The sequence below is a fragment of the uncultured Porticoccus sp. genome (assembly GCF_963975625.1).
Lineage (GTDB): Bacteria > Pseudomonadota > Gammaproteobacteria > Pseudomonadales > Porticoccaceae > Porticoccus.
The window spans coordinates 137,299-159,286 of record NZ_CAXBHS010000007.1 but is presented as its reverse complement, the minus strand read 5'-3'; the positions used below and the strand labels follow the sequence as shown (position 1 = coordinate 159,286).

Annotated in this window: 25 protein-coding genes; 16 read left to right on the top strand and 9 right to left on the bottom strand. The window is 53.7% G+C overall.

Features of this window, described 5'->3' with window-relative positions; translation table 11 throughout:
- Positions 1 to 5 precede the first annotated feature (5 nt).
- Both rplM and zapE read right to left on the bottom strand, forming a co-directional pair.
- Positions 6 to 434: a 50S ribosomal protein L13 gene (rplM, locus tag AACZ64_RS08380; RefSeq protein WP_293613593.1), complete on the bottom strand. Its 429-nt coding sequence runs from the start codon at positions 432 to 434 to the stop codon at positions 6 to 8.
- 150 nt (positions 435 to 584) lie between these two features.
- Complete coding sequence (gene zapE / locus AACZ64_RS08375; RefSeq protein ID WP_293613594.1) at positions 585 to 1,721, bottom strand: cell division protein ZapE; 1,137 nt, start codon at positions 1,719 to 1,721, stop codon at positions 585 to 587.
- A 220-nt stretch (positions 1,722 to 1,941) separates the two neighbouring features.
- Between zapE and AACZ64_RS08370 the strand changes: the two genes are divergently transcribed.
- A complete protein-coding gene (locus AACZ64_RS08370; RefSeq protein WP_293613595.1) occupies positions 1,942 to 2,457 on the top strand; it encodes a DUF1043 family protein in 516 nt (171 codons plus the stop codon).
- Positions 2,458 to 2,546: 89 nt separating this feature from the next.
- Positions 2,547 to 3,695 carry a trypsin-like peptidase domain-containing protein gene (locus AACZ64_RS08365; RefSeq protein ID WP_293613596.1) on the top strand — a complete coding sequence of 383 codons (1,149 nt, stop codon included), beginning with the start codon at positions 2,547 to 2,549 and terminating at the stop codon, positions 3,693 to 3,695.
- Positions 3,696 to 3,704: 9 nt separating this feature from the next.
- Here the strand turns inward: AACZ64_RS08365 and hisC are convergent, their stop codons facing one another.
- The 6 genes from hisC to AACZ64_RS08335 form a co-directional block, all read right to left on the bottom strand.
- Positions 3,705 to 4,775, bottom strand: coding sequence for a histidinol-phosphate transaminase (gene hisC / locus AACZ64_RS08360; RefSeq protein WP_293613597.1), 1,071 nt, complete (start codon positions 4,773 to 4,775; stop codon positions 3,705 to 3,707).
- A 10-nt stretch (positions 4,776 to 4,785) separates the two neighbouring features.
- Complete coding sequence (gene hisD / locus AACZ64_RS08355) at positions 4,786 to 6,099, bottom strand: histidinol dehydrogenase (protein ID WP_293613605.1); 1,314 nt, start codon at positions 6,097 to 6,099, stop codon at positions 4,786 to 4,788.
- Positions 6,100 to 6,101: 2 nt separating this feature from the next.
- Positions 6,102 to 6,734: an ATP phosphoribosyltransferase gene (gene hisG / locus AACZ64_RS08350; RefSeq protein WP_293613598.1), complete on the bottom strand. Its 633-nt coding sequence runs from the start codon at positions 6,732 to 6,734 to the stop codon at positions 6,102 to 6,104.
- Between the two features lie 53 nt (positions 6,735 to 6,787).
- Positions 6,788 to 8,053: a UDP-N-acetylglucosamine 1-carboxyvinyltransferase gene (murA, locus tag AACZ64_RS08345; protein ID WP_339639884.1), complete on the bottom strand. Its 1,266-nt coding sequence runs from the start codon at positions 8,051 to 8,053 to the stop codon at positions 6,788 to 6,790.
- 71 nt (positions 8,054 to 8,124) lie between these two features.
- Positions 8,125 to 8,358, bottom strand: a complete 234-nt coding sequence (locus AACZ64_RS08340; RefSeq protein ID WP_293615154.1) for a BolA/IbaG family iron-sulfur metabolism protein — start codon at positions 8,356 to 8,358, stop codon at positions 8,125 to 8,127.
- 3 nt (positions 8,359 to 8,361) lie between these two features.
- Positions 8,362 to 9,021 (bottom strand): ABC transporter substrate-binding protein, encoded by a 660-nt coding sequence (locus tag AACZ64_RS08335; RefSeq protein ID WP_293615152.1) that lies wholly within the window; start codon positions 9,019 to 9,021, stop codon positions 8,362 to 8,364.
- A 349-nt stretch (positions 9,022 to 9,370) separates the two neighbouring features.
- Here AACZ64_RS08335 and AACZ64_RS08330 point away from each other — a divergent pair, with 349 nt between their 5' ends.
- The 13 genes from AACZ64_RS08330 to AACZ64_RS08270 all read left to right on the top strand — a co-directional run bounded on the left by AACZ64_RS08330 (position 9,371) and on the right by AACZ64_RS08270 (position 18,814).
- On the top strand, positions 9,371 to 10,342 hold the full coding sequence (locus tag AACZ64_RS08330) for a KpsF/GutQ family sugar-phosphate isomerase (RefSeq protein ID WP_339639883.1): 972 nt from the start codon (positions 9,371 to 9,373) through the stop codon (positions 10,340 to 10,342).
- A 2-nt stretch (positions 10,343 to 10,344) separates the two neighbouring features.
- Positions 10,345 to 10,878, top strand: a complete 534-nt coding sequence (locus AACZ64_RS08325; RefSeq protein WP_339639882.1) for an HAD-IIIA family hydrolase — start codon at positions 10,345 to 10,347, stop codon at positions 10,876 to 10,878.
- Positions 10,879 to 10,882: 4 nt separating this feature from the next.
- Positions 10,883 to 11,464, top strand: coding sequence for an LPS export ABC transporter periplasmic protein LptC (gene lptC, locus AACZ64_RS08320; protein ID WP_339639881.1), 582 nt, complete (start codon positions 10,883 to 10,885; stop codon positions 11,462 to 11,464).
- Positions 11,454 to 11,957, top strand: coding sequence for a lipopolysaccharide transport periplasmic protein LptA (lptA, locus tag AACZ64_RS08315; RefSeq protein WP_339639880.1), 504 nt, complete (start codon positions 11,454 to 11,456; stop codon positions 11,955 to 11,957). Before lptC ends, lptA begins: the two co-directional genes overlap by 11 nt.
- The gene (lptB, locus tag AACZ64_RS08310) at positions 11,958 to 12,683 is read left to right on the top strand and encodes an LPS export ABC transporter ATP-binding protein (protein ID WP_339639879.1); all 726 of its coding nucleotides are present in this window, start codon (positions 11,958 to 11,960) and stop codon (positions 12,681 to 12,683) included.
- A gap of 124 nt (positions 12,684 to 12,807) precedes the next feature.
- Positions 12,808 to 14,259, top strand: coding sequence for an RNA polymerase factor sigma-54 (locus tag AACZ64_RS08305; RefSeq protein ID WP_293615148.1), 1,452 nt, complete (start codon positions 12,808 to 12,810; stop codon positions 14,257 to 14,259).
- A gap of 20 nt (positions 14,260 to 14,279) precedes the next feature.
- On the top strand, positions 14,280 to 14,567 hold the full coding sequence (gene raiA / locus AACZ64_RS08300) for a ribosome-associated translation inhibitor RaiA (RefSeq protein ID WP_293615147.1): 288 nt from the start codon (positions 14,280 to 14,282) through the stop codon (positions 14,565 to 14,567).
- 5 nt (positions 14,568 to 14,572) lie between these two features.
- Positions 14,573 to 15,031, top strand: a complete 459-nt coding sequence (ptsN, locus tag AACZ64_RS08295; RefSeq protein WP_293615146.1) for a PTS IIA-like nitrogen regulatory protein PtsN — start codon at positions 14,573 to 14,575, stop codon at positions 15,029 to 15,031.
- A 12-nt stretch (positions 15,032 to 15,043) separates the two neighbouring features.
- On the top strand, positions 15,044 to 15,904 hold the full coding sequence (rapZ, locus tag AACZ64_RS08290; protein WP_339639878.1) for an RNase adapter RapZ: 861 nt from the start codon (positions 15,044 to 15,046) through the stop codon (positions 15,902 to 15,904).
- 25 nt (positions 15,905 to 15,929) lie between these two features.
- Complete coding sequence (locus AACZ64_RS08285; protein ID WP_036859234.1) at positions 15,930 to 16,211, top strand: HPr family phosphocarrier protein; 282 nt, start codon at positions 15,930 to 15,932, stop codon at positions 16,209 to 16,211.
- A gap of 151 nt (positions 16,212 to 16,362) precedes the next feature.
- The gene (gene mgtE, locus AACZ64_RS08280; RefSeq protein ID WP_339639886.1) at positions 16,363 to 17,664 is read left to right on the top strand and encodes a magnesium transporter; all 1,302 of its coding nucleotides are present in this window, start codon (positions 16,363 to 16,365) and stop codon (positions 17,662 to 17,664) included.
- Between the two features lie 5 nt (positions 17,665 to 17,669).
- Positions 17,670 to 18,185 (top strand): ribosome biogenesis factor YjgA, encoded by a 516-nt coding sequence (gene yjgA, locus AACZ64_RS08275; RefSeq protein ID WP_293615142.1) that lies wholly within the window; start codon positions 17,670 to 17,672, stop codon positions 18,183 to 18,185.
- Entirely contained in the window at positions 18,182 to 18,814 is a 633-nt protein-coding gene (locus AACZ64_RS08270; protein ID WP_293615141.1) for a DNA-3-methyladenine glycosylase I, read from the top strand. The genes yjgA and AACZ64_RS08270 overlap by 4 nt, the downstream gene beginning before the upstream one ends.
- Positions 18,815 to 18,836: 22 nt before the next feature.
- On the opposite strand, the gene typA is transcribed toward AACZ64_RS08270, so the two are convergent.
- Complete coding sequence (gene typA / locus AACZ64_RS08265) at positions 18,837 to 20,648, bottom strand: translational GTPase TypA (protein WP_293615139.1); 1,812 nt, start codon at positions 20,646 to 20,648, stop codon at positions 18,837 to 18,839.
- Between the two features lie 296 nt (positions 20,649 to 20,944).
- On the opposite strand from typA, the gene AACZ64_RS08260 reads away from it, so the two are divergent.
- Positions 20,945 to 21,895 (top strand): sensor domain-containing diguanylate cyclase, encoded by a 951-nt coding sequence (locus AACZ64_RS08260; RefSeq protein WP_293615137.1) that lies wholly within the window; start codon positions 20,945 to 20,947, stop codon positions 21,893 to 21,895.
- Positions 21,896 to 21,988: the final 93 nt, after the last annotated feature.

The window sequence follows — 21,988 nt, the reverse complement described above, 5'->3', positions numbered from 1 at the left end:
ATCCGTTAAATGTTCAGTTCTTGCGGCTGCTGAGCGGTGTGGGGGTGCTCGGTGCCTGCGTATACTTTGAGCTTCTTAAACATAGCGCGACCCAGAGGACCTTTAGGCAACATGCCTTTCACAGCCGTCTGGATAGTCCGCTCAGGAGCCTTGGCGATCAGCTTTTCAAAACTGATGGATTTCAACCCACCGATATAACCGGTGTGGTGGTGATAAATTTTGTCTCTGGCCTTGTTGCCTGTCACACGCACCCGCTCGGCATTCACCACGACAATATAGTCGCCGGTATCCACATGCGGAGTGAACTCCGGCTTGTGTTTGCCACGAAGTCGAGAGGCAATCTCGACGGCCAAACGACCTAATGTTTTGTCAGCCGCATCTACGATAAACCAGTCGCGCTGGACGGTTTCGGCCTTTGCACTAAATGTTTTCATTTTTTCCTGCCTGAAAGTTTCTGGCCTTCCTAAAAGGAGGCCGCATTTTACAGACCACCCCTACCCTTTTCAAGGATAATTTTGCCTAAAAAAATATTGGCGAATTAAACGGAACAGTCCCTGCCTGCAGGCCCCCGGAGACCGAACCGGTCAGGGGCGATGTGGTCGTGCCAGATACTCGTGTGATTGCATTTCGAGCAAGCGACTACGGGTTCGCTCAAACTCAAAACCCAGTCGACCTTCGGTATACAGTGCGGGCAATGGCACCTCGGCGGACAACACCAGCTTAACATTCCGGTCATAAAATTCATCTACCAGGTTGATAAAACGCCGCGCCTGATCCTCATTGCTGCGCCCCATCTGCCGAACATTGGTGACCAGTACCGCATGGAATTCACGGGCCAGCTCGATATAGTCATTCTGGCTACGCGGGGTATTGCATATCACATCAAAGTCAAACCAGACGACATCTTCAGCAACCGCGCGACAGGGAATGTCTCGTCCTTCAATGGTGATATCCACAGATACCCGCACTTCACCACTGGCTGGCACAAGGCTGTTAAACGCCGCTTCTATGGCTTCCTGTGCGCTATCATCCAGAGGCGCGTGGTACAACTGGGCCTGCTCAAGGGTACGTAATCGATAATCGACACCACCATCGACATTAACAACCCGGGTATGCTCATTGAGCAGGGCAATGGCAGGCAGAAAGCGTTGCCGCTGCAAACCATTTTCATAGAGCTGATCGGGGACGATATTGGATGTTGCCACCAATGTCACCCCGCGCTCGAACAGCAATTTCAGCAGCCCCCCCAACAACATTGCATCAGCGATATCAGCGACAAAAAACTCATCAAAGCAAATTACCCTGGCTTCAGCGGCGATATTGTCAGCGACTTTTTCCAGCGGGTTCTTAACTCCATCCAACAGGCGCAGCTCCCGATGAACCCGACGCATGAAGCGGTGGAAATGCGCACGCATTTTCTCTTCGAAAGGTAGGGATTCAAAAAAATTATCCATCAGGTAGGTTTTGCCGCGACCCACGCCACCCCAGAAATACAACCCCTTGACCGGCACAAAGGGCCGGGTAGATCGAAAGTACGCTCTGAGTCGTTGGAAAATCGAGTGATTTGCTATCCAGACATTTTGTTCCAATAACTTTTCATAGAGCGCCTGTAGCAGAGCCACTGCCTGCTCCTGGGCAGGATCGTAGCTGAAAGAGGCCTGCAGCAAATCCTGCTGATATCGCTGCAAAGGTGTATGTGTGGGAACAGACGCCCGAATCATAATTGACTGGTTCAATAGAAGAATGCAGAAAACAAGGCCGGGAACTTTAGCCGTGCAAAAGGATAATCGCAACCCGTTACTCACACGGGGTGCATGACATCATTGTCATACGACAGCGTCAGGGAACACAGGAAGGCCTCTTCAAAAAACAGTTGCCTCCAGATACAGCTTCTTTCAGACTACACATCAAAATCCGCTGCATATCTCTGGAGGTGGTCGCTTGGATACCCCGACTGTATTATTGATTGGCTTGCTGTGTGCGTTAGGCGGCTTGGTTGTTGGCCTACTGACCGGGCGAAGCCTTCACCCCGGGGAGCAAGAACGCAAAGCCACCGAGCACAAACTCAAGGAAGCACAGGAACGGCTCCAGGATTACGAACACGAGGTAACCGAGCATTTCATCAAAACCTCCGAGCTGTTCAACAACCTGTCACACAGCTACCGCGATGTTCACGAGTACCTCTCTGCCAGCGCCATGCGGTTGACCGGCGCCGACACCAGCAAGAAAATGGTCGATGCCGGGTTTGGACGCCTTGAGGAGCGCGGCACAATGTTGCCCACAGAAATACCAGAACCGCCGAAAGATTACGCCCCCAAGGTCCCCGGCGGCATCCTCAGTGAAGAATACGGGCTCAGAGATGACAGTGCATCCCGCGACAATCTCCGCGCAAAAGTGGCAAATGATGCCGCAGAAGAGACCAATGACAATGATGACCCGACGCTTAAAGTAAGCTGACGGGGAACGGGAACAAAGCGATCCACCAAAGCCTCCCGCTGTGCGGTTTGTGACATAATGCGCTCTTTGTGAGCTCGCGGAGCCCTGTGGTGTCTTTTATTTTTCGAGTGTTGCGCTATATCAGCTGGCCTGTAGTTGCCGGCCTGCTTGCGGCCGCACTGTTCATGTTATTACTGCCGGAAACACTCAACAACGCAGTCAAAATGGAGACCAGGGGGTTGTCACCTGGCGTTTCCGGAGAGTGGCAGGGGCCGGCCTCGTATGCCTCAGCTGTACAACGGGCATCGGCATCGGTCGTCAACATTTATACGCGTAAAACGCTCGAGCGCCCCCGCCACCCGTTACTGGATGATCCTTTCTTTCGCCGCTTCTTCAGCAACAGCAATCTGCCACAGCAACAGCGCATGCAGTCGTCTCTGGGTTCTGGGGTCATCCTGACTGAAGACGGCTATATTTTGACCAACAACCATGTGGTGGCCGAAGCGGATGAGATCGTCGTCCAGCTCCAGGATGGTCGAGAGGCAATGGTCAAGGTCATCGGCAAGGACCCGGATACAGATCTGGCTGTGTTGAAGATAGATCTCGATAACCTGGTACCTATCAATATTGATGCGGCCTCCATGCCCAGGGTGGGGGACGTCACGCTGGCCATAGGCAACCCGTTCGGGGTCGGACAGTCGGTCACCCAGGGCATTATCAGCGCTACCGGTCGCAATGGCCTGGGACTCAACACGTTTGAAAACTTCATCCAGACTGATGCAGCCATCAATCCGGGTAATTCTGGCGGGGCACTGGTGGACGCCTTTGGCAACTTGCTCGGCATCAATGCTGCCATTCTCGACAAGACTGGCTATTCAGTGGGCATCGGCTTTGCCATTCCCGCCATTACGGCAGTAAAAGTTCTACAGGATATCGTCGAACACGGCTATGTAATCCGCGGCTGGCTCGGCGTCGAAGCCCGCCCGCTGACCAGGCTCGCTGCGACAAAACTGGGCATGGACCCGCCATCAGGACTGGTGATCACCAGCATTTACATCAACAGTCCCGCTCATCTTGCAGGCCTGCAACCAGGGGACATTATCACCCGTATCAATGATTACTGGGTGGTAGACAATGAAAAGAGCATGAATCTGATCGCCGATCTCTCGCCCGGCGACTCCGTCAAGCTTGAGGTCATAAGGGAGGGTCAAAAAAGCACAATCATGGCGGTGACAGGCACCCGACCACCGCCCGAATAGTGCTCGGAATTACTGTTTGAGCAATTCGGCCAAAACATCCAACAGCCAACGGTTTTGCTCGGTTGTGCCGACAGTAATCCGCAAAAACTGTTCTATTCTCGGCTGCCTGAAGTGACGGACAATAATACCCTTTTCACGTAATCTCGCCGCAAGCTCCACTGCATCCCGATCCCGGGACGGGCAGGTCGCCAGAAGAAAGTTCGCGGAGGATGGCAGCACCTCAAAACCCAGTGATTTCAGGCCAGAAGCCAACGTTTCACGACTACGAACAACCTGCTCGCAGACCTCGCGGAAATAGTCCTCATCGGCGAAGGCCGCAGCGCCTCCAACAATGGCAAAACGACTGAGCGGATAAGAGTTAAAACTGTTCTTCACACGCTCCAACGCCTCGATCAGAGCAACATCGCCGATAGCAAAACCGATCCGCAGGCCCGCCAGCGACCGGGATTTTGACAACGTCTGAGTCACAAGCAGATTGGGATAACGCCCGACCAGGGAAACCGCTGTCTCTCCGCCAAAATCGATGTAGGCTTCATCCACTACCAGAACCGACCGCTGATTTTTTTTCAGCAACCATTCAATTTCCGGCAACGACAGCAGTATCCCGGTGGGGGCGTTCGGATTGGGAAAGATAATGCCGCCATTACTGCACAGGTAGTCCGCCACCTGAATGCGGTAATCGCTGCCCAGCGGTATGCGTTGATAATCCACCTGATACAGACCGCAGTAAACGGGGTAAAAACTGTAGGTGATATCCGGGAAGAGGACCGGCTCATCGTGCTTGAGCAGCGCCTGAAAAATATGGGCCAGCACTTCATCTGAACCGTTGCCCAGGAACACCTGAGCCGGAGCAACAGCATAGTAATCTGCCACCGCCTGCCTGAGTAATGTACCGCTGGGGTCGGGGTAGAGGCGCAGGCTATCCCCCAATTCTCCGGCGATGGCTTCCAGAACCCGGGGTGAGGGCCCATAGGGGTTTTCATTGGTGTTCAACTTAGTCAAGTTGGTCAGCTTGGGCTGCTCTCCGGGCACATAGGGATCCAGCCTTGCAACGACATCACTCCAGAAAGGGCTGCTCACGGGGTTACCATCATGACTTGATACGATATTCGGCAGAGCGGGCGTGGGCTGTCAGGCTTTCCCCTCGGGCCAGCACCGACGCAGTTTTCCCCAATGTCGAAGCACCTTCGGCGGAACACATAATCAGTGAACTGCGCTTTTGAAAATCATAAACACCCAGCGGCGAGGAAAAACGGGCTGTCATGGAGGTCGGCAGGACATGGTTGGGACCGGCACAGTAATCGCCCACCGCCTCGGCGGTATAACGACCCATAAAGATTGCCCCGGCATGCCGAATACCCGGCAACCAGTCTTCGGGGCTCGCCACAGATAGCTCCAGATGCTCGGGAGCAATGCGGTTAATCAACGCCAGTGCATCCGTCATGTCCGCTACCGCGATCAGGGCACCGCGCCTCTCAAGTGACGCACGAATAATCGATGCCCGCTCCATGGTGGGCAACAACTTGTCAATACTGGTTTTCACCTGTTCGAGGAAATCCATATCCGGACTGATCAGAATGGCCTGAGCTTCTTCGTCGTGCTCAGCCTGTGAAAACAGATCCATAGCGATCCAGTCCGGGTTTGTCTGACCATCGCAAACCACCAGAATTTCCGAGGGCCCCGCCACCATGTCCAGACCCACGGCTCCGAACACAGCCCGCTTGGCCGTGGCCACAAAGATATTGCCCGGCCCGACAATCTTGTCCACCCGAGGCACGGTTTCCGTACCATAGGCCAATGCACCAATGGCCTGAGCGCCGCCCAGTGTAAACAGGCGATCAACTCCGGCAATCGCTGCCGCAGCGAGGACCAGCGGATTCAGTTCGCCACCCGGCGCGGGCACCACCATGATAATCTCGTCAACGCCGGCCACCCGGGCGGGCAGAGCATTCATCAGAACCGACGACGGATAGCTGGCTTTGCCCCCGGGCACATAAATGCCCACCCGGTCCAGTGCGGTGATCTGCTGCCCCAACAGGGTGCCGTCCTCTTCCCGGTAGTGCCAGGAGGCCTGCTTCTGGTGCTGGTGATAACGGCGAATTCGTTCCGCCGCCAATTCCAGTGCATCGCGCTCAGCTGCGGGGAGACCGGCCAATGCTCCGAAAACGACGTCGGGAGGAATTTCGAGCTCCCGGACATCATCGACATCCCGGGCGTCAAAGCGATTGGTAAATTCAATCAAAGCCTGATCACCGCGCTGGCGCACAGCCGCCAGAATATCAGCAACGATCTGCTCAACATTTTGATCTGATACATTCTCCCACGCCAGCAATTCAGTCAGCCGGTCGTCGAAACAGCTATCTGCGGTAGACAACTGCAGGATACTGATGGGTTCACTTTGCATCGTCATCGGACCTTCTTCACCGCTTCCGTCAGACGGTCTACGATATCTTGCAGCAATCGGTGCTTCATCTTCATGGCGGCTTTGTTCACAATTAGCCGGGAACTGATGTCAGCAATAAACTCCCGGGCCTCCAGGCCATTGGCCCGAAGCGTATTGCCGGTATCCACAATATCCACAATCTCATCCGCCAGGGCCATGATCGGAGCCAGCTCCATGGCACCGTAGAGTTTTATGATATCCGCCTGACGACCCTGTTCAGCATAAAAACGGCGGGCCACGTTAACGTATTTGGTAGCTACCCGAATACGCCCTGTGCCAGGCGCTGCCCCAGCCACTGCCGCAGTCATCATACGACAGCGGGCGATACCCAGGTCCAGCGGCTCATAGAGCCCGTCACCGCCATGCTCCAGGAGGGTGTCTTTTCCCGACACACCCAAATCCGCTGCCCCAAACTGCACATAAGTAGGAACATCTGAACCACGCAATACCAGCAATCGCACATCGGATCTACTGGTATCAAACAGAAGCTTGCGACTGGCGCTGATGTCTTCCAGAGGCGCAATATCGACTTCCGCCAGCAAAGGCAGGGTTTCTTCCAGAATACGCCCCTTGGTCAGGGCAATGGTAATTTGCATGGCACTCACATTGTTTATGCAACTGGTTACTTGAGGAAAACACCCGACCGGGACTAACGGCCTGGAATCCTGCGGATATTGGCACCGAGCTGCTGCAGCTTTTCCTCAATACATTCATACCCTCGATCTATATGGTAAATACGATCGACAATGGTTTCACCATCAGCCACCAGTCCGGCAATCACCAGACTGGCCGAGGCCCTCAGATCTGAAGCCATGACCGGCGCCGCTTTGAGCCGCTCAACCCCGGTAACGATGGCAGTATTTCCTTCCAGGGTAATTTTGGCCCCCATTCGATTAAGCTCATGGGTCTGGACCAGGCGATTCTCAAAGATCGTCTCGGTAATCGTGCCCACCCCATCGGCAACCGCATTGACGGTTGTCAACTGTGCCTGCATGTCTGTAGGAAAGGCCGGATAGGGGGCTGTCTTGAAGTTGACCGATTTCGGTCTGCGCCCTTCCATATCGAGTGCTATCCAGTCCTTGCCGACACTGATTTTTGCACCGGCTTCCTCCAGCTTGATCAACACAGCCTCGAGAATATGCGGATCGGTATCCTTCAACTTGACCCGTCCGCGGGTCGCTGCCGCCGCCGCCAGATAAGTGCCCGTCTCAATGCGATCGGGCATAATCCGGTAACTGCCTCTATGCAGGGTGTCGACCCCATCGATGGTCAGGGTTGTGGTACCCATACCCGTCACCTGGCCACCCAACGCGTTAATACAGTTGGCCAGATCGACCACTTCGGGTTCACGAGCGGCATTTTCAATAATAGTCTGGCCATCGGCAAGCGCGGCGGCCATCATCAGATTTTCCGTTGCACCCACGGAAACCGTGTCCATCAAAATATGGGCACCCTTGAGACGTCCATTACAGCGGGCATTGATGTAGCCACCGTCAATATCTATCTCCGCACCCATCATTTCCAGCCCGCGCAGGTGCAGATCTACCGGTCGACTGCCGATTGCACAGCCTCCGGGAAAGGAGACATTGGCAACACCAAACTTCGTGAGCATTGGCCCCAGCACGAGAATGGAGGCACGCATGGTCTTGACCAGGTCGTAGGGCGCCACGTGACTGTGCAAGGTCGTGGCATCGACTTCCACCTGCATCTTTTCATTCAGCACCACACTGACACCCAGGCATCCGAGCAGCTCGAACATGGTGGTTATGTCATGCAGGTGAGGCACATTGGAAATCATCACCGGGCCATCGGCCAGGAGCGTGGCCGCCATGATCGGCAGTGCAGAATTTTTGGCACCGGAGATACGGATTTCCCCGAACAATGGGCCGCCTCCGGAAATCAACAACTTGTCCATTCAAAACCCTTGTGATTCAGCAAGGCAGTGGCCAATGTGAGCTGAGATTGGTGAGGGAAACCGGCGCGGGCTTATTTGCGAAATTCATCCGGCGTATAGGTTTTGATATTTACCGCGTGAATAGCGCCTTCGGCTATGTGTTGCTGAAGCACGGCATAGATTTTTTGTTGCCGCTGTACCGGGCGGAGTCCGGAAAATAAGTCGCCGACGACCTGTATTTCAAAGTGGCTACCATCGCCACCGACGGTGACATCACAATCGGCCAGAGCATCCTGCAGGAGTACCTGCACATCATCGGGAGTCATGGATTACCCCTCACTTTTCATAACATCAGACGGGGCAGACCAGTTGGCTATGACCTGATCGATATTGCCGTCATATTTTTCGGCTCTCTGGGCAAACTGGTTGCGGAACGTTTTACCCAGGTTGATCCCGTTGATCACAACATTGGTGATTTTCCACACACCTTCTCGATTGAGCGCCATAGAGTAATAGAGCGGAAAGACCCCATCCTTGCCACGAATTTCCTGAACCACGGTAACCCGGCGCTTACCTTCAAGATCTTCCTTGGGCGGCAACACCACAATGGTTTCATCGCCATAGGAAATCAGACCGCGACCATAGGTTTCAATCAGATCGCGATGAAAGGTTTCGACGAACTGCTCACGCTGCTCATCGGTAGCCTCGGCACGGTAAGTACCCATAACATTGCTGGCAATCCACTTGAAATCAATCACCCGAGTCAGCAGGCAATCCAGAGAATCGAAGAAAGCCTGGGGCTCATCGTCAAAAGTCTCACGGTGTTCATCAATCATCTGCAACAGATCGTCAGTCACGGTCTCAATTAATTCATGGGGACTTTGTTCTGATGAGGTAACGGCATCATCCGCAGCCTGGGTAGCAATTGCATGACCCGACAACAGAACAACGAGTGCGGGAAGCAATGTTTGTATCAACCTTTTGTACATGGCAATTTTCCTCTAATTATTCGGACCTGCTGGCTGAACAGCTGACCTTTGTTCGGCCACAGTCATTTGACAGCAACAACCCAGCCAAGTGCCTGACTAGCTGACTTGAAAAGGCGTGCACTATACCATTGCCCCGCTATTTCCGAAATCCTTGAGAGCCAGGCAATTTTATGGAGAACCTGTTAATGGCCTCTGCCAACGTCCTGACTGAACTGCCAGGACTGGGGGTGCGCTGCCAATAATAATGTATACCTCACATAGCGACACGAACGCCCGCATGCTGATCATCGTCAGCACTTACAGCATTACCTGGTTGCCGGTATACTTGGCAAAATATTTTGGGTAGCCAATGACCACCAGTAATTTTGCCGAAGCCGCACGCCGCACCATCCGTCTTGAAGCCGAAGCCGTCACCCTGCTCGAAGAGCGGATTGATGCAGCTTTTGACCGTGCCTGCGAGCTGATCATACAGTGCACTGGTCGCGTCATTGTTACCGGCATGGGAAAGTCAGGACATATCGGCAGAAAGATTGCCGCCAGTCTGGCGAGCACGGGAACCCCCGCTTTTTTCGTTCATCCCGGGGAAGCCAGCCATGGCGACCTTGGCATGATCACACGGGTTGATCTGGTTCTGGCATTATCCAATTCCGGAACCACCGCCGAAATCATTACCCTGCTACCACTCATTAAGCGTATGGGTCTTCCGCTGATCAGTATGACCGGCAACCCGGACTCGATTCTGGCCCAGGCATCCGAGGCCCACCTGGATGTCCGGGTTCCCAGTGAGGCCTGCCCTCTAGGGTTGGCACCTACCACCAGCACCACGGCGACGCTGGTCATGGGCGACGCCCTGGCAATTGCTCTGCTGGAGGCTCGGGGTTTTACCGCCGAGGACTTCGCCTTTTCCCACCCGGGCGGGGCACTCGGTCGAAAACTGCTACTGAAGGTGGAAACCATCATGCACAGTGGCGACGAGTTGCCCCGGGTGTTCGAGGACGCGTTACTGAAAAAAGCCCTGGTGGAAATGACCGCCAAAGGGTTTGGCATGACTACGGTGGTTAACCGCCAAGGAGAATTGGTCGGGGTATTTACCGACGGCGATCTGCGCCGGGCTGTCGATAACGATATCGACATCAATCACAGTACCGTCCGTCAATTAATCAAGGGCAGCTGCAAGGCCGTTCATCGGGAACTGCTCGCGGCCGAGGCATTAAAAATCATGGAAGACAATAAAATTACGGCACTTGTTATTGAAGACGCCAACCACCATCCGATTGGGGTTCTCCATATGCACGACATCCTGCGCGCGGGAGTCATGTAACCATGTCAGCCCCGAACCTGAAAGTCACCAGCAGAGCTCGTCAAATCCGGTTATTGCTACTGGATGTAGATGGTGTCCTGACCGATGGCTGCCTCTACTACGGCAACAATGGAGAGGAACTGAAATCGTTCAACATACAGGATGGTCTCGGGATCAAACTATTACAGCGCAACGGCATCAAAGTCGGCATTATCACCGGCCGATCTTCAGCACTGGTGGCAAGACGGGCCGAAGAACTGGGTATCGATCTTGTCGTACAGGGAAGAGAGGACAAACTGACCGCTCTGGAAGACTTGCTGGTTACACACCCTTACCAGATGAACGAAATTGCCTTTCTCGGCGACGATCTTCCCGACCTGGCTGTCATCAGGCGGGTGGGCCTGGGGGTCGCCGTAGCGAATGCCCGGCCAATTATTGCTGAACACGCACTCTGGCAGACTACCGCCTGCGGTGGAGCCGGTGCTGTCCGGGAACTGGCCGAGCTGCTTTTGCAGGCTCAGGATAAACTGGAATCCACCTTTACGGACTACCTCTAGGCTTATGCGTAACATTTTGATGACTGCCATGCTGCTCGCCTCAACAGGGATTTTCCTGTTGTTCTGGCTGTCACCACCAGAGGTATTTCTGAACAAGCCAAGCGCCGATGTAGAAGAATTACCCAAAGCAGACAGTTATATGAACAATATTGATACGGTAAATTTTGACAGGGATGGCAACCGGGCTTACACCCTCACAGCCACGGAGGCACGCCACTTTAATCGCGGCAACCGACTGGAACTGGAGAACCCCGGCATGGTGTCTTACAGTGAGCCGAACGAGGGTTCGGAGCAGGCACCCCCATGGCATGTAACCTCCCAGAAAGGGACTATCTACAACGGGGGTGAACGGGCTGTCCTGTCCGGTGACGTCTATGCCAGGCAATCTGTTAAAAAAGGCGGCAAAAATGAATTTCTCACCAGCAAATTAACCATATTCCCTGAGACCAATATTGCCGAAACCGGCCTGCCTGTGACCATTAAAACGCCTCAGGGGGAGACCACTGGCACAGGCATGTGGGCAGATCTTAATGATGAGATATTCAAACTGCTATCAAAAGTAAAGGGGATTCACCGTGCGCCATAATTTATTCATTCTGCTGCTACTGGCAGCATGTCATTCCTCCAGTCTGGCGCTACCCAGCGACGCACAACAGCCTATCAATATTGAGTCGGACAGAGCCGAACGATATGAAAAAACCGGTACAACGATCTACGAAGGCGCTGTCGTTATTACCCAGGGAACCATCAAAATTCACGCGGACAAAGTCACCGTCTACACGGCAAATAACCAGGTCGTCCGAATTGTCTGTGTGGGAGAACCTGCCCGCTACCAACAACAACCGAACCCCAACGACAACATGATGTACGCCAAGGGCGACACTATTGAATACCATCTGGCCAGTGACCGTATCGACCTACTGAAAAATGCCAGCGTTGAGCAAAATGGCACCGTTATCACCGGTGAAAAAATCAACTATGACCTGAAGGCAGAGGTGGTCAAGGCGAGCAGTGGCGACAATCCCCGCCAGCGAATCCAGATGGTCATTCCACCCAACAAGCAAAAGGATGCAAACTAAATGGCTATCCTTAAAGCGTCAAACCTGGTCAAAAGCTATAAAAGAAGGCCGGTGATTCGCGATGTATCCCTCACCGTCGAAAGCGGTGCGATTGTCGGATTGCTCGGGCCTAACGGCGCTGGCAAAACCACCTGTTTTTACATGATTGTCGGGCTGGTTCATCAGGATGGCGGCTCTGTTTATATCGATGATGAAGACATCACTTCTCTGTCCATGCACGGCAGGGCGCGCAAGGGACTTGGCTATCTCCCGCAAGAGGCTTCCATTTTTCGCAAGATGACCGTGGAGAATAATATTCTGGCGATCCTGGAAACCAGAAAAGATCTCGACAAACAACAGCGTGCAAAAAAACTGGAACAGCTACTCCAGGAGTTTCATATCAGCCATATCCGCAACACCCTTGGCATGAGCCTCTCGGGAGGGGAACGTCGCAGGGTGGAAATTGCTCGAGCACTGGCCATTGAGCCAGCCTTCATTCTTCTGGATGAACCCTTTGCCGGGGTCGACCCGATTTCAGTCAACGATATCAAGCAGATCATCCGTCACTTACGCGATATAGGTATTGGTGTCCTGATCACAGACCACAACGTACGCGAGACACTCGATATCTGCGAGCATGCTTATATCGTTGGCGAAGGACAGGTTATTGCCGAGGGGCAGGCCACCGATATTGTCGCCAACCAGCAGGTACGGGATATCTATCTCGGCGAAGACTTTATGCTTTGATGGGACGTATCACCGCACAGCGATTGTGCAAAGCGGCACACATTTTGCTTGTCTCCCCCCCCGGAGGCAGACTACACTTTCCGTGTGAACATCTTCGTAACAACTCTCTATACGCAGTCATAACATGAAAGCCAGCTTGCAACTGAAAATCGGCCAGCAGCTGACGATGACCCCTCAGCTACAGCAGGCCATCCGTCTGTTGCAATTATCCTCTCTCGACTTGCACCAGGAAATCCAGCAGAACCTCTACGATAACCCGCTGCTTGAGCTTGCTGAAGAATCCGAGAATCTGGCCGCAGAAACCGCCACTGGGAAAGTTGAAGATATCGACAGTGCAACGCGTGATCTTAACAGCAGTGAATGGGACAGCAAAATACCCACTGACCTGCCAGTCGATGCCAACTGGGACGACATCTACCAACCCAGCACCACCATCAGAAACACCGGCGCGGATACACGCGATTTTGACAGCGTTCACAACGTCACAGAGTCGCTTCAGGACCACCTGATCTGGCAACTTAATCTGACGCCGATGTCTCCCAAGGATTACCTGATCGGTGAAATCATTATCGATTCAATTGATAGCCGGGGCATGCTGACGGCACCGGTTGAAGAAATCTGGGCTGCGCTGGACGACGAAATTGAGCTGGATGAAGTACTCGCTGTAGTGCACCGCATTCAGCAGTTTGACCCACCTGGTGTTGCAGCCACCGGCCTCGCCGAATGCCTTCTGATTCAGCTGAACCAGTTCTCTCCTGATACGCCGCTGATTAACGAGGCCATCCAGCTCGTCACTGACCACCTGGAACTGGTTGGACAGCGCAATTTTCGACAAATGGAAAAAATCACCGGTCTGTCCCACGAGATACTCGAGGGTGCCATCCTACTTATCCAGACATTGGCTCCCAACCCCGGTGACGCCATTCGAAACGATGATATCGAGTACGTGGTACCCGATGTTCGAGTCACCAAAGTCGATAATCACTGGAAAGTTTCCCTCAATGAGGACATCACTCCTCGCCTGAGTATCAATCAACAGTACGCGCAGCTGATTCGCAGAGCCGACTCCAGCCAAGACAACACCTTCCTCAAGAATCACCTCCAGGAAGCCAAATGGTTTCTGCGCAGCATGGAAAGCCGCAATGACACCCTGATGCGCGTCACCAGTTGCATCATTGAATTACAACAGGGCTTTCTGGAACAGGGACCCGTGGCGATGAAGCCCATGGTGCTGGCAGACATTGCCGAACGACTGGACCTGCACGAATCCACTATTTCGAGGGTGACCACCCAAAAGTACATCGACACACCGCAGGGTGTTTTTGAACTAAAGTATTTCTTCTCCAGCCACGTCTCGACCGACGCTGGCGGGGAGTGTTCATCAACAGCCATTCGCGCTATGCTGAAAAAAATGGTAAGCGCTGAAAATCCGGGCAAGCCCCTCAGCGATAACAAACTGACAGCACTGCTTCAGGAGATGGGTATTCAGGTTGCCCGACGCACTGTTGCCAAATATCGCGAGGGGATGGGCATCCCCTCTTCCAGCGAAAGAAAACGCTACAACCCCAACACCTAACACCTATTAAGGAGAACCGCATGCAATTGAACATCAGCGGACATCATCTCGATATCACTGATCCGATCAAAGACTATGTCACTACCAAATTATCCAAACTGGAGCGTCATCACGACGGTATCACCAGCACGAACGTGATTCTCTCAGTTGAAAAATTGATCCAGAAAGCTGAAGCAACAGTCCATGTTAGCGGCGGTGAATTCTTTGCCGATTCCGAGCATGAGGATCTTTATGCGGCTATCGACATGCTGACCGACAAACTGGATCGACAGCTAATCAAGCACAAGGAAAAGAACCGCGGTAGATAACACTCATGAAACTGATTGATGTACTCACCCCTGAAAACACCGTTGCCAGCGCCGAGGGCGGTAGCAAAAAAAGGGTACTGGAAAACCTTTCCGTCTTCCTGAAAGAACGCATGGAGGGGGTCAACGCAGACGATCTCTACCAGAGTCTGCTGGCAAGAGAGCGACTGGGCAGCACCGGGATAGGAGAAGGTGTTGCCATCCCCCACTGTCGACTGGCAGGCTGTGAAAAGATTACCGGAGCACTTGTCAAACTGGCTGATGCCGTCGATTTCGATGCTATCGATGGAGAGCCGGTAGACCTGATCTTTGCACTGATCGTTCCCGAGGAGCAAAACGACGAACACCTGCAGGTCCTCTCTTCCATCGCCGAATTACTTCAGGACGAAACGGTTCGCAATGCATTGCGACAGGCCGGCAGTGATCAAGACCTCTTTCGGATAGCAACCGGCAATGATGGCGACTGAGGCGAAAGGCTAATGCGACTGGTGGTGGTAAGTGGGCGTTCTGGATCCGGCAAGAGTACCGCACTGAACGTCCTCGAAGATGTCGGTTTTACCTGCATTGACAATCTTCCCGCCAGTTTGCTTCCCGGCCTTTTTCAGAAAGCCATCAACGCCAAGAACCAGCATTGGCTGGAAAAAATTGCGGTGGGAATTGATGTCCGCAACCTGGGCGAAGACCTTGACCAGCTTCCAAAAATTCTTGCGGAGCTGAAGCATTCGGGCATCAACTATGAAGTGCTTTTCCTCGATGCCAGAAATTCCGTCATCATCCAGCGTTTCAGTGAAACACGCCGCAAGCACCCACTAACCAACGACCGGGTAGATATTAACGAAGCCATAGAACTTGAGACCACCCTGCTGGACCCAATCGCCTCAATTGCAGATCGCAGAATTGATACCAGCACCATGACCCTGCACCAGCTACGCGATGTCATCAAGCAGCAAATTGCTCCCCACACCAGGGACGACATGGCTATCATGTTTGAGTCCTTTGCCTTTAAACGCGGAGTACCAGTCAACGCGGATTTTGTCTTTGACGTTCGCTGCTTGCCAAACCCCCACTGGAAACAGGAGTTAAGGCCCTTTACCGGCAACGACCAACCAGTGATCGAATTTCTCGAATCGCAACCGGAAGTCATCGACATGACGAATGACATCAAGCAGTTCCTGTCCCGCTGGACACCGTCATTTCTTGCCAATAATCGCAGTTATCTAACCATTGCAGTGGGCTGCACCGGGGGGCAGCACCGCTCAGTCTACATATCCAGCGTTCTAGCCAGACATTTCAGCAACACCATGCCGAATGTACAGGTCCGGCACAGAGAACTGTCCTGACGGGCGCCATCACGGGAGGGCTGTTATGTCAAAAATCATCTGTACAGAAATCACCATTGTCAACCGTCTCGGGCTGCATGCTCGAGCAGCCGCAAAACTGGCTTCGACTGCCGGAAAATATGGCTGCGCCATCAAAACCGGGCGCAGTCCCGACAAACTGGTGGACGCCAAAAGTGTGATGTCACTGATGTTGCTTGCCGCGACCCAAGGCACCTCTCTCCATTTCATTTTCGAAGGCAGTGATGCAGAGCGTGCCCATCGCGATATCGAACAGTTAATCGGCAACCGATTCGAGGAAGAGCACTAACCGCGCCGTCTACCAACCAGACCACTGTATAATTTTGTCACGCCCACCTATACACTATCCGCCTTCAAACTGACGGTCAGGGAAAACTTCTCAGATGCAGGGGCCTAACGAAAAATTCAGCCATTTGTCCAGGCTCGCCAGCATCAACGAAATGATGAATTCGAGCGATGTGCGCCTGCTTCGACACATGCTCAATAACCTTTCTCCCGGCGATATCGCCGACCAGATAGAGTCTGCACCACCTAAAGCCCGGCGGGTATTATGGGACCTGGTGGACCGGGAGCTGGAAGGCGAGGTAATCGGTGAGCTCAGCGAGGAACTCCGCGGTGAAATCCTTAGTGAAATGGAAAGTCACGAGGTCGCCTCACTTACTGAAGGCCTTGACCCCGATGACATTGCAGACATTCTGCAGCAACTTCCCGACCAGGTAATACCAGAAGTACTTCAGGCGATGAGCAGCCAGGATCGGCTGCGGGTAGAGCGAGTACTTACTTACAACGAAGATACCGCCGGCGGGTTGATGAACACGGACACCATCACTGTCCGACCCGACCTGACAATTGATGTGGTATTGCGTTACCTGCGTCGCCACGAAGAAATTCCGGATATCACCGATAATATTTTTGTGGTGAATCGGGAAGACACCTTTCTCGGCACATTACCGCTCACCAAACTGTTGACCGCGAGCCCCAATATCACTGTGCGCGAAATGATGGTAACTGATGCACAGGCCATCACAGCCGATATGCCGGATTCGCAGGTTGCACTACTGTTTGAAAAGAATGACTGGGTTTCAGCCCCAGTCGTAGGCCCGGACCACAAACTGCTTGGCCGAATCACCATCGATGACGTGGTAGACGTGATTATCGAGGATGCCGCCCACTCACTGTTGGGGTTGGCCGGTCTCAGCGACGAAGAAGAGACTTTTGCCTCGGTCAAGCGCACGGCGCCCCGTCGGGCCGTTTGGCTCGGGATGAATCTGATAACCGCTATCCTCGCCTCATCGGTGATCAACATTTTCGAAGCCACGATTGAAAAGGTCGTCGCACTGGCTATCCTGATGCCCATTGTCGCCAGCATGGGTGGCGTTGCTGGCAGTCAGACGCTCACCGTGGTTATTCGGGGCATGGCACTGGGACAAATCAGCAAAAACAATATGCGCTGGTTACTGAGCAAGGAATTTGCCGTCGGCGCTTTGAATGGCATGCTATGGGCACTGGTGATGGGCGGCGTTGCTGCTCTCTGGTTTAACGACCCGATCATAGCTTTCATCATTGCTGCCGCCATGGCCATCAACCTCATCTCCGCTGCTGTTGCAGGCACGTTGCTGCCGGTGTTTCTAAAAAAATGCCGTATCGACCCCGCTCTGGCGGGGAGCGTCGCGCTCACCACGGTTACAGATGTGGTGGGTTTTCTTTCGTTTCTGGGTCTCGCCACCCTGTTTTATAGCTAAGTATCATGATTGAAGATTCTTTTCCAGACCATCTGCCAGACGAAGAACCACCCAAAAGCAAGTCGGCCGTCAAACGCGAGATGATCGCACTGCAAAAGCTCGGCGAAGAGCTCGTGGACCTAGCCCCGGCCAAACTGGCCAAGGTCACCATACCAGAAGAGCTTGCCGAAGCCGTCGCGTTGGCAAGACGGCTAAAAAATCGCGAGGGTCGACGACGCCAGCTGCAATATATTGGCAAAATCATGCGTGTTATCGACAGCGAGGGCATACGCCGGGAACTGGAGAGTTTTCACCATGACAGTCAGGTTTTTCGCCAGCAGTTTCAACGCCTGGAGAACTGGCGCGACAGACTGATCAGTGAGGGCGACTCGGCACTAGAAGAGCTGATTGGTGATATACCGGGACTTGACCGACAGCACTTGCGCCAGTTAATCAGACAGGCCCAACGCGACGCATCACAACAAAAACCACCGGCAGCCAGTCGCAAATTGTTTCAGTACCTTCGGGATAACTGTCAGTGAGTTCGCCCAGCGACCCGGAGAAGTGCTCTACGGTCTTTTCCCGGAAGCGGGCATCCGACGACAACCCCCGCTGCCCCTGGGCTGGCAATGATCCACTCTATCAGGACTATCATGATCAGGAATGGGGCGTTCCCTGTCGCGATGACCAAAAGCTGTTTGAATTTCTGGTGCTTGAGAGCGCCCAGGCCGGTCTCGCATGGATCACCATTCTCAGAAAGCGCGAACACTACCGACGAGCCTTTGCTGAATTTCGACCGGAGCAGGTAGCCAGCTTCAACCGGCAAGATATTGTGCAGCTGCTGCAGAATAGGGGTATTGTGAGAAATCGACTGAAAATTGAAAGCGCTGTCAGTAACGCCCGTCTGTTTCTGGACATCCAGTCAAAATTCGGCAGTTTTGCTGATTATCTGTGGGGCTTCGTCGACAATCGCCCCATTCAGAACCATTGGCAGGATTCCGACGCTGTCCCATCGACTACCCCGCTATCGGACACCATCAGCAAGGACATGAAAAAACGTGGCTTCCGCTTTTTTGGCAGCACCATCTGTTATGCCTACCTGCAGGCTACCGGGTTGGTCAACGACCACCTGACAGGCTGCTTTCGCCACCGGCAATGCCACGATCTTTAATCGTGGCACCCTGACAGCACTGTCAGTTTTTGCCAGCTCGCTTGCGTTCGTTCTCGCTCAGGAGCTTTTTGCGCAAACGAATGTGGTGGGGGGTTACCTCTACCAGCTCATCTTCGGCAATAAACTCCAGCGCCTGCTCGAGGGTATGTCGAACCGGCGGGCTGAGCACCAGGTTCTCATCGGTACCGGCCGCCCGGATGTTGGTCAGCTGCTTGGCCTTGGTGGGGTTTACTGGCAAATCATTGTTGCGGGAATGCAGACCAATAATCTGCCCTTCATAGACCTCGGCACCGTGCCCGAGGAACAAACGGCCACGATCCTGCAGGGTGAACAGGGCATAAGCCAGTGTCTTGCCCTTGGTCATGGACACCAGCACGCCGTTCTGGCGACCGGCCATGTCACCCTGTTTCACTGGACCGTAGTGATCAAAAATGCTGGTCATGATGCCGGAGCCACTGGTCAGCGTCAGAAAGTGTGAGCGAAAACCAATCAGGCCTCGGGAGGGCACCATAAACTCGAGTCTCACCCGGCCTTTACCGTCGGGTTCCATGTTGGTCATATCCGCCTTGCGAAACCCCAACTCCTCCATTACCGCACCCTGATGCCGGTCTTCAATATCAATCACGACCTGCTCAAAAGGTTCGTGAATCTCGCCGTCCACGTCTTTCTGAATGACTTCGGGACGCGACACACCCAGCTCGAAACCCTCTCGGCGCATGTTTTCAATCAATACCGAAAGGTGTAATTCACCGCGACCGGACACCACAAATTTGTCGGGTGTCTCACCCTGTACAACCCGCAGCGCCACATTGTGAATCAGCTCCTGATCCAGTCGCTCCCTGATATTTCTCGACGTAATGTATTTGCCATCCTGACCGGCGAACGGGGAATCGTTCACCTGGAAAGTCATGCTGACGGTGGGTTCGTCAACACTCAGTGGCACCATCGCTTCCGGCTTGTCCGGGCTGCAGATGGTGTCGGAAATGTTCAATTTGTCGATACCGGTGATGCAGACGATATCGCCCGCTTCGGCTTGCTCCACCTCAAATCGCTCCAGACCGCGATAACCCATCACCTGTAATACGCGACCGCGACGGGTTTTGCCGTCGCGATCAACCACCACCACCTGCTCGTTGGTTTTGAGTTTGCCGCGGGTAATTCGACCGATACCGATAACGCCCACGTAACTGCTGTAATCCAGGGCACTGATCTGCATTTGCAGTGGACCATCGCGGTTCACTGCCGGTGCTTTGACCTTATCCACGACCATCTGGAACAGCGGCGTCATGTCTTCCGCCAGATTATCCGGCTCATTACCGGCAACGCCGTTCAGCGCCGAGGCATACATAATGGGGAAGTCCAGTTGTTCGTCGGTGGCACCGAGACGATCGAAGAGATCAAATACCTGATCGACGACCCAATGGGGACGGGCGCCGGGGCGATCCACCTTGTTGACCACAAGAATCGGATGGAGCCCTTGCTCGAAGGCCTTTTGGGTAACAAACCGGGTCTGCGGCATAGGGCCGTCAACCGCGTCCACCAGCAACAATACGGAGTCCACCATCGACAGAACCCGCTCAACCTCACCGCCAAAGTCAGCGTGGCCCGGAGTATCGACGATATTGATCCGGTAACCATTCCATTCGATGGCCGTGTTTTTGGCCAGAATGGTAATACCACGCTCACGCTCCTGATCATTGGAATCCATGACCCGTTCGGCACCCATGGCTTTGCGGTCCAGCGTACCGGATTGTTGCAACAGACGGTCCACCAAGGTGGTTTTACCGTGGTCAACGTGGGCAATAATGGCGATGTTGCGGAGATTTTCGATCACAGGATTTCTCGGTCGGTAAAAAATAGGCGCGGATTATAGCGGTTATAGCGCCAGAACGCAGGGATTTCTTCAACACCGTACTCAGATCTACCCACAAATGGCAAGGGCCATCATGGAAAGCCGTTTTAGTCAGGAACACCAACCGGGATGCCCCGAACAACTTTGATGAAACCCGACAAACAAACAGGGCGACGGGACCCAGCCGACGCCGGCCAGTGACGGCAAATCGACATCCCAATCCGAGAGCCCTATACTGCTCAGCAATTTACGCACACCATATAAAGGATCTTATTTTGGTGGTTCAACAGCAAAAATTTGCTGTCAGTCTCATGGAGCATCTGGTCACAGCAACTTTTGTCCTCGACCGGGACGGTTACGTCGTCATCTGGAACAAATCCTGTGAGCGACTCACTGGTGTCAGGGCCGAGGAAGTGCTTGGCACACGGGACCACTGGAAGGCTTTCTATGCAAAGCAACGGCTCTGTCTCGCTGATGTACTGGTGCAGGAACGAACAGCTGAGCTCGATCAGCTCTACGCGGTTCACGCACAACTCTCAATCTATGGGGAAGGCTATAAAGCCGAAAACTGGTGCGTTATGCCCCGCATCGGTTCACGGCTCTATCTCACGGTGGATGCGGGCCCTATCTACGACGCCCACGGCAGTTTGATCGCCGTTGTTCAAACGATCAGGGACAATACCGACTATAAAAATGCCCAGTCAAAACTCGAGAAAATGGCCATCACCGACGAGCTTACCGGTCTCTATAACCGGCGCTATTTTACCGACCATCTCGACATGGAATGGCGACGGGGTATGCGCAGCCGGGAACCGCTCGCACTGATTTTCCTGGATATCGATTACTTCAAGCAATACAACGACCACTACGGACACATGGTTGGCGATGACTGCCTGAAATCCATTGCCACCACCATACAGCACAGCCTGCTACGCGCCACCGACATGGCTACCCGTTATGGCGGTGAGGAGTTTTGCATCCTGCTGCCCAACACTTCACTGACCGGAGCCCTGAAAGTAGCGGCCCAGGTCCAGGCGAACATCAAGAGACTGCAAATCCCACACGCCGACAACCCCATATCGTCGTCGATAACTATCAGCGCCGGTGTCGCCAGCCTGGTCCCCACTACGGAAGAACGCTCCTCACGGCTGACCTCTCTGGCCGACAAAGCCCTTTATGAGGCCAAGGGCAGGGGGCGAGATCAGACAGTTGCCAGCGATACCTGTTAGCTGCGGCACTGAATAAAAACCACCTGCTCCATCAGCAAATTGTGCATGAAGTCCGCTGAATACAATGGTCAAGACAAAGCGGACACAGGGACA

Excerpts from the sequence above, each read along its gene's own strand:
- AACZ64_RS08325 (WP_339639882.1), top strand. The coding sequence starts at position 10,345 with ATGTCAGCCCCGAACCTGAAAGTCACCAGCAGAGCTCGTCAAATCCGG.
- AACZ64_RS08330 (WP_339639883.1), top strand. The coding sequence starts at position 9,371 with ATGACCACCAGTAATTTTGCCGAAGCCGCACGCCGCACCATCCGTCTT.
- lptB (WP_339639879.1), top strand. The coding sequence starts at position 11,958 with ATGGCTATCCTTAAAGCGTCAAACCTGGTCAAAAGCTATAAAAGAAGG.
- rapZ (WP_339639878.1), top strand. The coding sequence starts at position 15,044 with ATGCGACTGGTGGTGGTAAGTGGGCGTTCTGGATCCGGCAAGAGTACC.
- AACZ64_RS08335 (WP_293615152.1), bottom strand. The coding sequence starts at position 9,021 with ATGTACAAAAGGTTGATACAAACATTGCTTCCCGCACTCGTTGTTCTG.
- rplM (WP_293613593.1), bottom strand. The coding sequence starts at position 434 with ATGAAAACATTTAGTGCAAAGGCCGAAACCGTCCAGCGCGACTGGTTT.
- AACZ64_RS08285 (WP_036859234.1), top strand. The coding sequence starts at position 15,930 with ATGTCAAAAATCATCTGTACAGAAATCACCATTGTCAACCGTCTCGGG.
- raiA (WP_293615147.1), top strand. The coding sequence starts at position 14,280 with ATGCAATTGAACATCAGCGGACATCATCTCGATATCACTGATCCGATC.
- hisG (WP_293613598.1), bottom strand. The coding sequence starts at position 6,734 with ATGCAAATTACCATTGCCCTGACCAAGGGGCGTATTCTGGAAGAAACC.
- lptC (WP_339639881.1), top strand. The coding sequence starts at position 10,883 with ATGCGTAACATTTTGATGACTGCCATGCTGCTCGCCTCAACAGGGATT.
- hisD (WP_293613605.1), bottom strand. The coding sequence starts at position 6,099 with ATGCAAAGTGAACCCATCAGTATCCTGCAGTTGTCTACCGCAGATAGC.
- yjgA (WP_293615142.1), top strand. The coding sequence starts at position 17,670 with ATGATTGAAGATTCTTTTCCAGACCATCTGCCAGACGAAGAACCACCC.
- mgtE (WP_339639886.1), top strand. The coding sequence starts at position 16,363 with ATGATGAATTCGAGCGATGTGCGCCTGCTTCGACACATGCTCAATAAC.
- zapE (WP_293613594.1), bottom strand. The coding sequence starts at position 1,721 with ATGATTCGGGCGTCTGTTCCCACACATACACCTTTGCAGCGATATCAG.
- AACZ64_RS08340 (WP_293615154.1), bottom strand. The coding sequence starts at position 8,358 with ATGACTCCCGATGATGTGCAGGTACTCCTGCAGGATGCTCTGGCCGAT.
- AACZ64_RS08305 (WP_293615148.1), top strand. The coding sequence starts at position 12,808 with ATGAAAGCCAGCTTGCAACTGAAAATCGGCCAGCAGCTGACGATGACC.
- ptsN (WP_293615146.1), top strand. The coding sequence starts at position 14,573 with ATGAAACTGATTGATGTACTCACCCCTGAAAACACCGTTGCCAGCGCC.
- murA (WP_339639884.1), bottom strand. The coding sequence starts at position 8,053 with ATGGACAAGTTGTTGATTTCCGGAGGCGGCCCATTGTTCGGGGAAATC.